General features: G+C 53.7%; 10 protein-coding genes. 2 read left to right on the top strand and 8 right to left on the bottom strand.

Going from position 1 to position 13553, the window contains the following annotated elements; all coding sequences use genetic code 11:
• Nucleotides 1-102 precede the first annotated feature (102 nt).
• The 5 genes from ribBA to glyA all read right to left on the bottom strand — a co-directional run bounded on the left by ribBA (nt 103) and on the right by glyA (nt 4981).
• Nucleotides 103-1206, bottom strand: a complete 1104-nt coding sequence (gene ribBA, locus P0Y67_RS03750) for a bifunctional 3,4-dihydroxy-2-butanone-4-phosphate synthase/GTP cyclohydrolase II (protein ID WP_342390794.1) — start codon at nt 1204-1206, stop codon at nt 103-105.
• 59 nt (nt 1207-1265) lie between these two features.
• Nucleotides 1266-1928, bottom strand: a complete 663-nt coding sequence (locus P0Y67_RS03745; protein WP_342390793.1) for a riboflavin synthase — start codon at nt 1926-1928, stop codon at nt 1266-1268.
• Nucleotides 1929-1980: 52 nt separating this feature from the next.
• A complete protein-coding gene (ribD, locus tag P0Y67_RS03740) occupies nt 1981-3105 on the bottom strand; it encodes a bifunctional diaminohydroxyphosphoribosylaminopyrimidine deaminase/5-amino-6-(5-phosphoribosylamino)uracil reductase RibD (RefSeq protein WP_342390792.1) in 1125 nt (374 codons plus the stop codon).
• Nucleotides 3106-3111: 6 nt separating this feature from the next.
• Nucleotides 3112-3561, bottom strand: a complete 450-nt coding sequence (gene nrdR / locus P0Y67_RS03735) for a transcriptional regulator NrdR (RefSeq protein WP_027252933.1) — start codon at nt 3559-3561, stop codon at nt 3112-3114.
• Nucleotides 3562-3730: 169 nt separating this feature from the next.
• Nucleotides 3731-4981 (bottom strand): serine hydroxymethyltransferase, encoded by a 1251-nt coding sequence (glyA, locus tag P0Y67_RS03730; protein ID WP_342390791.1) that lies wholly within the window; start codon nt 4979-4981, stop codon nt 3731-3733.
• Between the two features lie 498 nt (nt 4982-5479).
• Between glyA and P0Y67_RS03725 the strand changes: the two genes are divergently transcribed.
• On the top strand, nt 5480-6103 hold the full coding sequence (locus P0Y67_RS03725) for a YitT family protein (protein WP_342390790.1): 624 nt from the start codon (nt 5480-5482) through the stop codon (nt 6101-6103).
• Here P0Y67_RS03725 and P0Y67_RS03720 read toward each other — a convergent pair whose 3' ends face one another.
• The 3 genes from P0Y67_RS03720 to purL form a co-directional block, all read right to left on the bottom strand.
• Complete coding sequence (locus P0Y67_RS03720; protein WP_342390789.1) at nt 6104-6895, bottom strand: hypothetical protein; 792 nt, start codon at nt 6893-6895, stop codon at nt 6104-6106.
• 241 nt (nt 6896-7136) lie between these two features.
• Nucleotides 7137-7475 carry a nitrogen regulatory protein P-II gene (glnB, locus tag P0Y67_RS03715; protein ID WP_027252937.1) on the bottom strand — a complete coding sequence of 113 codons (339 nt, stop codon included), beginning with the start codon at nt 7473-7475 and terminating at the stop codon, nt 7137-7139.
• Between the two features lie 219 nt (nt 7476-7694).
• Complete coding sequence (gene purL / locus P0Y67_RS03710; protein ID WP_342390788.1) at nt 7695-11600, bottom strand: phosphoribosylformylglycinamidine synthase; 3906 nt, start codon at nt 11598-11600, stop codon at nt 7695-7697.
• Nucleotides 11601-11956: 356 nt separating this feature from the next.
• On the opposite strand from purL, the gene mltF reads away from it, so the two are divergent.
• Nucleotides 11957-13498, top strand: a complete 1542-nt coding sequence (gene mltF / locus P0Y67_RS03705; RefSeq protein ID WP_342390786.1) for a membrane-bound lytic murein transglycosylase MltF — start codon at nt 11957-11959, stop codon at nt 13496-13498.
• The last annotated feature ends 55 nt before the right edge of the window (nt 13499-13553 follow it).

Raw genomic sequence — 13553 nt, 5'->3', positions numbered from 1 at the left:
TGATACCAATTGACTTCACTGTCAAGGCACTCACGGCAACGTTATGCGATCTCTCTTCCGGATTAGGGATTAATAAAAACAGTGCGTTAGGGTCAACAGACCTTAATCGCAAATATATTCCACCACTTCCAGTCCGAAACCGGACAGTGAATGATAGCGCTGATTACTCGATGACAGCAGACGCATTTTGCCCACCCCCAGATCCGCCAGGATCTGCGAGCCGACACCCACCTGACGTGACGGGTTCTTCGGATTCAGTTTCACACCCGGCTGACCATCGGCCTGGGCTGCCAGATTCTTCACTTTGGTGATAATGCCTTCCTGAGTTTCATGACGATTGAGAATCACCATCACCCCGCCTTCCTCTGCGATACGCTGCATAGCCATCGGCAAAGTCCACTGCGATGCCCCCGAGTGCAGAATATCTTTGAAGGTGTCCTGCAGGTGAACGCGAACCAGCGTCGGATTCGATGGGCTCACGTCCCCTTTACGCAGGGCATGGTGAATTTGGTTGTCGATAGTATCGCGGTAGGTGATCAGATCGAAATCACCAAATTCCGTTGGCAGACTGCATTCGGCCACACGCTCAATCGTGGTCTCGTTATTGTTACGGTATTCGATTAAATCAGCGATCGTCCCCAGCTTGAGACCGTGCTCGGCGGCAAACACTTCCAGATCCGGGCGTCGTGCCATGGTGCCATCCGGGTTGAGGATCTCAACAATCACACTGGATGGCTCAAGACCCGCCAGACGGGCAATGTCACAGCCCGCTTCAGTATGACCGGCGCGGGCAAGCACCCCGCCTTCCTGTGCCATCAGAGGGAAAATATGACCAGGCATGACGATATCGGCAGAAGAAGCATTTTTAGCCACCGCGGCCTGCACGGTACGGGCACGATCCGCTGCGGAGATCCCTGTGGTCACGCCACTGGCGGCTTCAATCGACACAGTGAAATTGGTGCTGAACTGTTCCGCGTTATCCTGCACCATCAGTGGCAGTTTCAGCTGCTGACAACGGGCCTGCGTCAGTGTCAGACAGATCAGGCCGCGACCGTGAGTCGCCATAAAGTTGATCGCTTCAGGGGTAATTTTTTCCGCGGCAATGATCAGATCGCCTTCATTTTCCCTGTCTTCGTCATCCATCAGGATAACCAGCTTACCCTGACGTATATCTTCAATGATGTCCTTCGCGCTACTCAACGCCATGTTGTATTCCCTCTACCCAAATGATTGTCGTAGTACTTAATCCTGCTCAGGCTGCATCATCAGCCCAGAAACCCGCTACGGGCCAGCAGCGCCATACTGAGCTCAGACGATGGCTCAGACTCAGCCGCTTTATCACCCAGCATCAGACGCTCGAGATAACGGGCAATTACGTCCACTTCAAGATTCACTTTACGGCCCGGCTTAAAGTGATCCATCGTGGTTTCCGATGCCGTGTGGGGCACAATCGTCAGTTTGAATGTCGCCCCCCGGACAGCGTTCACCGTCAGGCTGATCCCGTCAATCGCCACCGATCCTTTCTCGGCAATGTAACGGGCCAGGGTATCCGGTGCTTTGATCCAGAACTCAATCGCCCGTCCGGTCTGGCTGCGGGAAATGATCTCCCCGACATTATCAACGTGGCCGGAAACCATATGACCGCCAAAGCGGGTGGTCGGCAACATGGCTTTTTCCAGATTGACCAGCTGACCCGGGCTGTAATCGGTAAATGCGGTACGGTTCAGGGTTTCCAGCGACAGATCGGCGACATAGCCTTTGCCGGTCAGCTTCACCACGGTCAGACACACACCATTGGTCGCTATGCTGTCGCCCAGTTTGACATCCGATAAATCCAGCTTGCCGCTGTCGACAGTCACGGACACATCTTGTCCGGTTGGCGTGATGGCCGTAATCGTACCTACGGCTTCAATAATACCTGTAAACATTCTAATTTTTCCTTACCCGGCACCTGTCGATGCCATACACAGACGTATTCTGTTACGCAGGGTGAGCTATAGTGCCACGGATCCGAATATCGGCACCGACCATGCGCACATCGCTCAGCGTTACATCGGGTACCTGAGACATAGCCGTGAATTGTGTCAGATCTATCAGGCTGCGGCCATGGCTGCCCATGAGTTTGGGTGCCTGATAAAGAATGAATTCATCCACCAGCCCGGCATTGAGCAAGGCCCCGGCCAGACTCGCACCCGCCTCTACCCAGAGATGGTTTATATCTTCCGCCGCCAGCGCTTTCATCAGTGCCGTTAAGTCTAGCTGACCGTCCGGCTGAGCAGGTACCAGTAACTGTCGCACCTGTTCCGGCCACACCGCCTGATCAGCCTGGGTTCTGGCCAGCAGCACTTTGCCCGGTAACGCAAATAAGCGCTGTGACGGCAACAAGCGGTTCTGGCTGTCAATGATCACCCGCACCGGCTGACGTAACTCAGCTTCCGGATAGTCAGACTGGACGGCTGCCCCTAATTCCTGCCAGCGCACATTCAAGGACGGGTCATCGGCGAGCACCGTTGCGCTGGTTGACAGAATCGCACCCGCCTGGGCGCGAAAACGCTGCACATCGGCACGGGCCTGAGGGCCGGTTATCCACTGGCTGGCACCGTTTGCCAGCGCGGTTTTACCATCCAGGCTGGCCGCCAGTTTTAGCTGAACATAAGGCAGGCCGGTTTTCATTCGCTTGATAAAACCGGGATTCAATGACAGTGCATCAGCTTCAAGCAGACCTGTCTCAACGGCAATGCCCGCCTGTTTGAGCATTTCAACACCGCGTCCCGCCACCTTCGGATTAGGGTCAACCATAGCGCAGACAACCCGGGAAACGCCCGCTGCTATCAGGGCTTCGGCACAGGGCGGTGTACGGCCGTAATGGGAACAGGGCTCGAGGGTGACATAGGCCGTTGCCCCTTTAGCCTGCTCGCCGGCGGCACGCAAGGCAAACACTTCAGCGTGCGGCTGGCCCGCGCGGTAATGATAACCTTCGCCAAGAATGTCGTTATCTTTGGCGATGACGCAGCCCACATTCGGATTCGGGGCGGTCGTGAAACGGCCACGCCGGGCAAGGCTAACGGCTCGGCGCATCATGGCGTGATCAGTAGGCGTAAACATCTTGGTTTATTTTTCCAGTTTAGCTATGGCTTCGCCAAACTCGCGGAGATCGTCAAATGAACGGTAGACAGAGGCAAACCGGATGTAAGCCACTTTATCCAGCTCAATCAGGGCATCCATGACCAGATTACCAATCATGTCTGATTTCACTTCCCGCTCACCCGTTGCACGCAGACGAGATTTGATAGTGTTGATGGCGCGTTCAATGTCATCAGCGCTGACAGGCCGCTTTTCCAGCGCACGTTCTATACCGCCGCGCAGTTTCTCTTCGTTGAACGGCTCGCGGCTGCCATTGGTTTTGATGACATGCGGCATCACCAGTTCCGCGGTTTCGAACGTCGTATAACGTTCACTGCACGCCAGACACTGACGACGTCGGCGAACCTGATGTCCATCAGCGACCAGACGGGAATCGATTACTTTGGTGTCATTGGCACCACAAAACGGACAATGCATCTTGCCTCCTCAATTTCGTCGCCTCAGTGTACCCCAAATCAACCGCTATGCGAGGACTTAGCCCATTATTTTTATCAACAAAAACGGCATCCCAGGGATGCCGTTTAACAAGATAGACCAAAGAGCAGATCAGTCTTTAATGGTGTTTAGTGACACCCATTGTGCTGGCTTATGCGTAAACCGGCAGGCGCTGGCAGATTTCCAGCACTTTGGCTTTAATCGCTTCGATAACCGCTGGGTTATCGATATTGTCCAGCACATCGCAAATCCAGTTCGCCAGTTCTTTGGCATCTTCGGTGCTGAAGCCACGGCGGGTAATTGCTGGTGTACCGATACGGATACCGGAAGTCACAAACGGGCTGCGCGGGTCGTTCGGAACACTGTTCTTGTTGACCGTGATGTTGGCCGCACCCAGCGCTGCATCGGCTTCTTTACCCGTGATGTTCTTGTCAATCAGATCAACCAGGAACAGGTGGTTTTCGGTGCCACCGGAAACGATTTTGTAACCGCGCTCCAGGAACTGGCTGACCATGGCTTTCGCGTTATCCACCACACGTTGCTGATACGCCTGGAACTCTGGCTCCATGGCTTCTTTGAATGCCACGGCTTTGGCTGCAATCACGTGCATCAGAGGGCCGCCCTGACCACCAGGGAATACCGCAGAGTTCAGTTTCTTATACAGATCTTCACCCGCGTTTGACAGGATCAGACCGCCGCGAGGACCGGCCAGTGTTTTGTGGGTTGTGGTGGTGACCACGTGCGCGTGCGGCACAGGGTTAGGGTAAACACCTGCTGCAATCAGACCGGCTACGTGCGCCATATCCACGAAGAAGTAAGCGCCGACTTTGTCTGCGATTTCACGCATCCGCTTCCAGTCAACGATTTGCGAATAGGCGGAGAAACCACCGATGATCATTTTCGGCTTGTGTTCCAGTGCCAGCGCTTCAACTTCTGCGTAGTCAATCTGGCCGGCTTCATCAATGCCGTAAGGAATCACGTTGTACAGCTTTCCGGAGAAGTTAACCGGTGAACCGTGAGTCAGGTGACCGCCGTGTGCCAGGCTCATGCCCAGAACGGTATCGCCGGCATTGAGCAGTGCCATGTATACAGCACTGTTGGCCTGAGAGCCTGAATGCGGCTGAACGTTGGCATACTCGGCACCAAACAGCTGGCAGGCACGGTCAATAGCCAGTTGCTCGGCTTTATCGACATACTCACAGCCGCCGTAATAGCGCTTGCCCGGATAGCCTTCTGCGTATTTGTTGGTCAGCTGTGAACCCTGTGCTTCCATTACACGCGGGCTGGTGTAGTTTTCAGAAGCAATCAGCTCAATGTGCTCTTCCTGACGGGCAGTCTCTTCCTGGATGGCCGCAAATAGTTCTGCGTCATAATCAGCAATATTCATGTCACGCTTTAGCATCAGTCTCTCCTGACTCAGATAGTTCTCAAATTCGTTGACCTAAGTATCAGACAAGGCCAGACACTTAGGTCAACGCGGGATAATTGGCATTTTTCCTCATTCAGGCAAAAAACACAACCCCAGTAACCACGGCAACGCAAACGTTTTCGTCACACCGAAAGATTAGGCCGCATTTTAGCGAATTTGCTTCCCTACAGGTAGCCCTTTTCTGGTTTTTTAACCGGTTTTTTTGTTCGTTTTTTTCATTTGGCAGATGAATTTATTTCACCTTGTCACCGGTTTCCATTAAAAACGCGACATAGAAACCGTGATTGCAACCATGAAGCGAAAATAATGATTTACAAAATAGTAAAGAAATCATTACAGGTGGTTTTTCTTTAAGTTAGATCACACTATTCTTTTTTTATTTTCACTCTATATCATATCGCGCGCATTACCTTTCAGCATCAAGGCCACCCCGACTGGCAGGCTGTAAAGGAACCATTTTGGAGGTACAGATTGAAACACCGCGGTCACTCTCGCAAAGAAAACCTAATCGCTATTCTTACTGGTACATTCATCGTCGCGCAAGGCGTTTTTTTCTTACAGCAAGCCCACTTACTGACAGGTGGCACCACTGGCTTAGCACTTTTGCTTACCCATTTTGTTGATTTCAGTTTCGGCCAGCTGTATTTCGTCATGAACATTCCGTTTTACATCATGGCCTGGTGCCGGATGAACCGCCGTTTCGCTCTGTCCAGTATTTGCTGCGGCGCGTTAGTGTCTGTGATTACAGATAACCTGCATCACTTTGTTGAGATCAGTCAGTTTGATCCTGTGTACTGTGCGGTGATGGGAGGGATGCTGATGGGACTGGGGATGCTGATCCTGTTCAGGCATAACACCAGCCTGGGCGGATTTAACGTACTGGTGCTGTATCTGCAGGAGAAATTCGGGGTGTCAGCCGGTAAGCTTCAGATGGGTATCGATATCAGTATTCTGCTTTGTTCCTATGTTCTGATGACACCCACTATTCTGATGCTGTCACTGCTCGGTGCCGTGATGCTCAATCTGGTACTGGCCATGAACCACAAACCTGGCCGCTATAACGACGGCAAGGCCGTGGCTGAAACCGCAGACTGATCACACGGCAACTGGCTCATGCAACAGTCCGGCATGGGCCAGTTTATCGAGCAATATTCCCCTCGCCTGGCGGCGTAAATCCCGGTCCAGCACATTGATGTTCACCGGCACCGTAATTGTCTTACCGGCGTCAATATCGATCTGAATCCTGAGCTGATTTTTCACTACCGCCACGGCAGACACCTGGGTATAAGGCACCCGGTAGCAGCCCAGCCAGGGGTTAGGCGTGATGAATAAAGCCTGAGGGGTCACCATCAGGGCGGTTTTCTTTTTACCGGCCAGGTTGCGGACAAAAATCACCACGCCCGCCACCACAGCCAGTCCGCCAAAGGGAATGCCGACTATCATGGTCAGGATACCTATGCCGCACAGACCGAAAGCTAACGGATCTTCATCGCAAAAACCAAACTGCGGGTACTCAGGTTTCAGCTCGGGTTTGACTTCCTGCAACATCCGCAGCTCCCAGCGCTTGCAATCTGCCAGGTAACAAATATGGAAGTACAGACCAAAGGGAAACAGGACGAAGGTTGTCAGCAGACTCAGGCATTTGCCAGTGAGCGGGCTTCTTGTCAGTAGCCAGAGGCTCAGCCCCTGAACCAGCACAGCGGCCGCCGCCAGCCAGGGCCAGAGTGACAGGATCTCCCGGTGCTCTTTGATGACAGCAGCGATAATCCCGTTAGGGTTAATACTCAGGTTATTGCTCAGTAGTGGCGATGCGATCAGTACCGCGACTGCCGTCGTCAGCACGGAGATGGCAAGCCCGCCGCAAGTGGACAAAGACACGTGCTTCATGATGACTCTCCTTGAAGACACTGAAACAGAAAGATGACCAGACTGTTTTCAACGTCAGATACAGGCAACGTCAGCAAACAGGCAAAATCAGATTGGCTAAGGCATCAATGCGGCAGGGAAAACTGGATATTAAATAATCAGATCGAGAATCAGAGATGGCTCCATAAAGCACAGCCCCGGCACGAGGCCGAGGCTGCAAGGAGTAGCATAATGTTTGCGAAAACAATTCGTTACAGAGCAATCAGATCGCGTCTTCGTCTTCTTCACCGGTACGGATACGGACAACACGCTCAATATCAAACATGAAGATTTTACCGTCGCCGATTTTACCGGTTTGGGCCGTTTCGATGATGGTGTCGACACATTGCTCGGCCACATCATCGGTCACCACGATTTCCAGTTTCACTTTAGGCAGAAAGTCCACCATGTATTCCGCACCGCGGTACAGTTCAGTGTGGCCTTTCTGACGACCGAAACCTTTCACTTCGGACACTGTCATACCCGTGATCCCCACCTCTGCCAGGGCCTCACGCACATCATCCAACTTGAATGGCTTTATAATGGCTTCGATTTTTTTCATATCACAATATCCTTTGCTCAGCGGGGGTCGATAAAACAGGACGGTTTTCGACGCCGGAAAGGCCCCATTATCACAGATTTTTCATAGAAAACTCAACGGCTCCTATAAACTTACACCATTTTCTGATTCGCTGGCGCCTGATGTCAGCACAGAAAAAAACCGCTGCAAACAGCAGCGGTTTTCCTATCATCAGCTAGTCAGCCATCTGGCTGCGAAAGATTAGCCCAGATTGACACGTGCATTACGGAACATACGCATCCAAGGGCTGTTTTCATTCCAGTCATCCGGATGCCAGGAGTTCGCCACTGTACGGAACACACGCTCCGGGTGAGGCATCATGATAGTCACCCGGCCGTCCTGGGTTGTCAGGCCGGTAATGCCGTTAGGGGAACCATTCGGGTTGGCCGGATAGTTCTGCGTAACATTGCCGTAGTTATCAAGGAAACGCAGCGCAACCGTTCCTGACTGCTCAATGGCCGACAGATGCTCAGCATTACGCACTTCCACGCGACCTTCACCGTGCGACACCGCGATTGGCATCCGCGAACCGGCCATGCCGTTAAGGAACAATGAATCACTCTGCTGTACTTCGACCAGGCTGAAACGGGCTTCAAAACGCTCAGATTCGTTGCGCACGAAGCGTGGCCACAGTTCAGCTCCCGGGATCAGATCGCGCAGATTCGACATCATCTGACAACCGTTACACACGCCCAGGGCGAAGGTGCTGTCACGGTGGAAGAAACGCTCGAACTGATCACGGGCCATGTTATTAAACAGCACAGACTTGGCCCAGCCTTCACCGGCACCCAGTACGTCACCGTACGAGAAACCGCCACAGGCTACCAGACCATTAAAGCCATCCAGTTCCACACGACCGGACAGAATGTCACTCATGTGAACATCGCGGGCATCAAAACCAGCACGATCGAAGGCTGCTGCCATCTCAACGTGGGAGTTCACTCCCTGCTCACGCAAAATGGCCATCTTAGGACGGGCGCCGGTAGCAATAAATGGCGCGGCCACATCTTCGTTGATATCAAAGCTCAGCGAAGCACTCAGCCCCGGATCCTGGCTGTCTTTCTTGGCCTCAAATTCCTGCACAGCGCCCGCCGGATTATCACGCATCGCCTGCATCTGATAGGTGGTTTCCGCCCAGATAGCACGCAGTTCAGTGCGGTTTTGATCCAGCACCAGATCGTTACCGTTCCAGATACGTACTACGTCTTCGTCAACCACAGTCCCTATCACATGGCTGCACGATGCCAGACCGTACTTCGCCAGCTCGTTTTCAACCAGTGCCAGATCGTCAGTCCGCACTTGCAGCACAGCACCCAGCTCTTCGTTGAACAGCATAGCCAATACATCGTCACAGCTGTCGCCGTCTGTGGTGTTGATATCCACTTCAACACCGGTATGACCGGCAAAGGCCATTTCAGCCAGCGTCACATACAGGCCGCCGTCGCCACGGTCATGGTAAGCCAGCAGTTTTTCGTCCCGCACCAGCTTTTGTACTGCGTGGAAGAAGCCTTTCAGCAGTTCAGGGCTGTCAACGTCCGCAGGCTTATCACCCAGTTGTTTGTAAACCTGTGCCAGTGCTGTCGCGCCCAGACGGTTCTTACCGCAGCCGAGATCGATCAGGATCAGGCTGGAGTCGCCTTTATCGGTACGCAGCTGTGGGGTCACGGTTTTACGCACATCTTCCACGCGACCAAAGGCTGTGATCACCAGAGACAGCGGAGAAGTGACTTCTTTCTCTTCGCCGTTCTCCTGCCACTTGGTCTTCATCGACATGGAGTCTTTACCCACCGGAATGGTCAGGCCCAGCGCCGGACACAGCTCCTCGCCCACCGCTTTAACGGCTTCGTACAGACCGGCATCTTCACCCGGGTGACCGGCTGGTGACATCCAGTTGGCCGACAGTTTAATCCGCTTCAAATCGCCGATATCGGCACTGGCAATGTTAGTGATAGCTTCACCGACAGCCAGGCGCGAAGAAGCGGCAAAGTCCAGCAGCGCCACAGGGGTACGCTCACCCATAGACATGGCTTCGCCATGGTAGGTGTCATAACTGGCTGCGGTGACCGCACAGTTGGCAACCGGTACCTGCCAGGGACCTACCATCTGATCGCGGGCAACCAGACCGGTCACCGTGCGATCGCCAATGGTGATCAGGAAGGTTTTCTCGGCAACGGCTGGCAGACGCAATACGCGATGGCTCGCTTCTGTCAGTTCGATCCCGTCACGGTTAATCGCACTGCCCTGCACCTTCTGCGTGGTCACATCACGGTGCATTTTCGGTGGCTTGCCCAGCAGAATGTCCAGCGGCATATCGATAGGCGTGTTATCAAAATGGCTGTCATCCAGAGTCAGATGACGCTCTTCCGTTGCCTCGCCCACCACAGCATACGGTGCACGCTCACGCTGACAGATAGCATCAAAGACAGCCATATGCTCAGGGGCAACGGCCAGAACGTAACGCTCCTGGGATTCATTACACCAGATTTCCAGCGGGCTCATGCCAGGTTCGTCGTTAGGAACATCACGCAGCTGGAACTTACCGCCGCGCTCGCCATCGTTCACCAGCTCAGGCAGGGCATTGGAAATACCGCCCGCGCCGACATCGTGGATAAAGGCAATCGGGTTGTCATCACCCAGCTGCCAGCAACGGTCGATCACTTCCTGACAACGGCGTTCCATTTCCGGGTTTTCACGCTGTACCGAGGCAAAATCCAGGTTTTCCGCCGACTGGCCGGAAGCCATAGAAGAAGCCGCGCCGCCACCCAGACCGATATTCATTGCCGGGCCACCCAGCACGATCAGCTTGGCGCCAACCGGAATCTCTTTCTTCTGAACATGATCTTCACGGATGTTACCCATACCGCCGGCAATCATGATTGGCTTGTGGTAACCGCGAATTTCTTCGCCATTGTGGGAAGTGACTTTTTCTTCATACGTCCGGAAGTAACCCAGCAGGTTAGGACGGCCGAACTCGTTATTGAATGCCGCGCCACCGAGCGGGCCTTCCAGCATGATATCCAGCGCAGTCACGATACGGCCAGGCTTACCAAAATCCGTTTCCCACGGCTGCTCAAAACCCGGCACACGCAGGTTAGAGACAGTAAAGCCCACCAGACCGGCTTTGGGTTTGCCGCCGATCCCTGTTGCGCCTTCATCACGAATTTCACCGCCAGAACCGGTCGATGCACCCGGCCAGGGTGAAATCGCCGTCGGGTGGTTGTGGGTTTCTACTTTCATCAGGATGTGCGCCGCTTCCTGATGGTAGTTGTACTGGCGGTTTTCCGCATCCGGGAAGAAACGCCCTACCTCAGAGCCGGTCATCACAGCGGCGTTATCTTTATAGGCCGACAGCACATACTCGCTGTTCTGCTCATAGGTATTTTTGATCATCTTGAACAGTGACTTTTCCTGATCGACACCGTCGATAGTCCAGTCAGCGTTAAAGATTTTATGACGGCAGTGCTCAGAGTTTGCCTGGGCAAACATCATCAGCTCAATGTCGTTCGGGTTGCGACCCAGCTTGGTAAAGTTCTCAACCAGATAATCAATTTCGTCCTCGGCCAGTGCCAGGCCCAGTGCGATATTGGCTTCTTCCAGCGCGCGGCGACCGCCGGCCAGGATATCCACGCTCTGCAGCGGTGCCGGTTCGGCATGACGGAACAGGGCTTCAGCCTGAGCAATATCGTCAAAGACGACTTCCATCATACGATCATGCAGCAGCCCTTTAAGCACAGACAGCTGGTCTTGGCTCAGCGCTGAGTCGGTTTCGACATAATATGCCGTACCGCGCTCAAGGCGTTTGATTTGCTCCAGACCGCAGTTATGGGCGATATCTGTTGCTTTGGAAGACCAGGGAGAAATGGTGCCGGGACGCGGAGTGACCAGGAACAAGCTACCCGTAGGTTCATGTTCGGCAATCGTAGGGCCATAGGTGAGCAGGCTGGTCAGCGTACCCAGCGCTTCGCTGTTAAGCGGCGTTGCCAGCTCAGCAAAGTGCATGTATTCGGCGTAGATGCCGGTGACAGGCAGACCGGACTCTTGGCAACGCGCTAGCAGCTTGTTGACACGAAACTCAGACAGTGCGGGTGAACCACGCAAAATTTCCATGTGCGTACGACTCTCGATTAGCAGTTGAATGAAGGTGATATTGGCCTGCTCCCCAGCCGGGAATCACGTCAATGTCACCTTGTTCAGCGCCCTTTTTTCTCACTTGTCCGGGAGGAAAAATTACGATGGGCGATAGTATAAGGGAAAACACAGTGTGACGTAACACCTGACGCAACCGTTTGCGCTATTTTTTTTCAATCCGGCTGATATCCACAGTGATCTTTGACTACCAGCCCAAAATCGGACATTTTTTCACCTAAATCCAGACCGCCGGATAAGATCAAAGGGGGTCGGCTTTGTCCTGAATGCGACCTTTGGTATAAAGAACGACTGAATGAATAAATGAGCATGCATTATTGAGACGAGTAGTTTTTGCCACTAATCTTCGCGCCTTTGTCGCCATACTACTGACAGCATTCACATTATCTGGCTGTCAGTGGGAAAGCGACACCCGCACTGAGCTGGAGCGGATACGCGACAGTGGCGTTTTGCGCATTGGCACTCTGAATAACCAGATTTCCTACTATATAGGTCCGGACGGCCCTACCGGGCTGGATTATGACCTTGCGCAGCGCTTCGCTGACAAACTGGGTGTAAAGCTGGAAATGCAGCCTTTATTCTCCTTATCCGGCCTGTTTCCGGCATTGAAGCGGGGCGATGTCGATCTGCTTGCTGCCGGCCTGACCATGACGCCGGAGCGTGTGCGCGAGTTCCGCGCTGCGCCGGCCTATTACTATGCCAGCCAGATCCTGGTGTACAAAAAAGGCCAGTGGCGGCCGCGTGATCTTGCCGATCTGTCTCAGAACAAAGGGTCTCTGACCGTCGTTCGCGACTCCAGTCATGAGAAAACGCTGGATGTTGTCAAAAAAGACCACCCGACCCTGGTGTGGCAGACCATTGATGAAATTGACAGCGAGGAGCTGCTGCGCCAGGTCGCCGCCGGTGAGCTGGACTATACCGTCGCAGATTCGGTCGATGTCGCCCTCAGCCAGCGCATCCATCCCGATATTGCAGTGGCCCTTGAGCTGACAGATGACGAACCCATCGGTTGGTTCATGGAACAGAGCAATGACGATAGCCTTTATGCGCTGCTGATTGAGTTTTTCGGCGAACTGAAACAAAGCGGTGAACTCGCCAAACTGGAAGAAAAGTATTTCGGCCATGTTGATCAGTTCGACTATGTTGATACACGCGCCTTTTTAAGGGCACTGGAAAGCAAGCTCCCTCGCTGGGAAGGTACATTTAAGAAATACGCCAGCGAATTTGACTGGCGACTGCTGGCAGCGCTGTCTTATCAGGAATCGCACTGGAACCCCAGAGCCGTTTCGCCCACAGGGGTGCGCGGCATGATGATGCTGACACTGCCAACGGCCAAATCGGTCGGGGTCCAGAACCGGTTGGATCCGGAGCAGAGTATCCGCGGCGGTACGGATTACCTGCGAAAGATGGTCGCCCGCGTGCCCGACAGCATTGAGGAGCATGAAAAGGTGTGGTTTGCCCTGGCCTCTTACAATGTCGGCTTCGGCCATATGATGGATGCCCGCCGCCTGACCAAAAAGCAAGGCGGTAACCCGGATGCTTGGAGCGATGTCAAACAGCGGCTGCCGCTGCTGCGGCAACGTAAATACTACCGGCAAACCCGCTATGGTTATGCCCGTGGCGATGAAGCGCTGTTGTATGTGGAAAACATCCGTCGCTACTATCAGAGCATCATAGGCTACGAACAGGCGCACAGTCAGCCGGTGAACAGCGAGGGGATCCGTCTGGTTGATGACTGGCAGACAATTACCCCGGCCGAGCAGGAAGGCAACGCAAATAATACGGTTAGCGACACCGCCGAACAGACGCTGGATGAGGTGCTGGATAAGACCAAAGCCAACAAAAGCGTGAGCCGCTGATCCTTTCAGCGGCTGATCGTTTCGGGGAAAGGCGCGTCACTGCCGTAACAGGGAG

It is taken from the genome of Photobacterium sp. SP02 (genome assembly GCF_038519165.1).
Taxonomy (GTDB): domain Bacteria; phylum Pseudomonadota; class Gammaproteobacteria; order Enterobacterales; family Vibrionaceae; genus Photobacterium; species Photobacterium halotolerans.
This window is presented reverse-complemented; position numbering and strand designations above follow the sequence as displayed.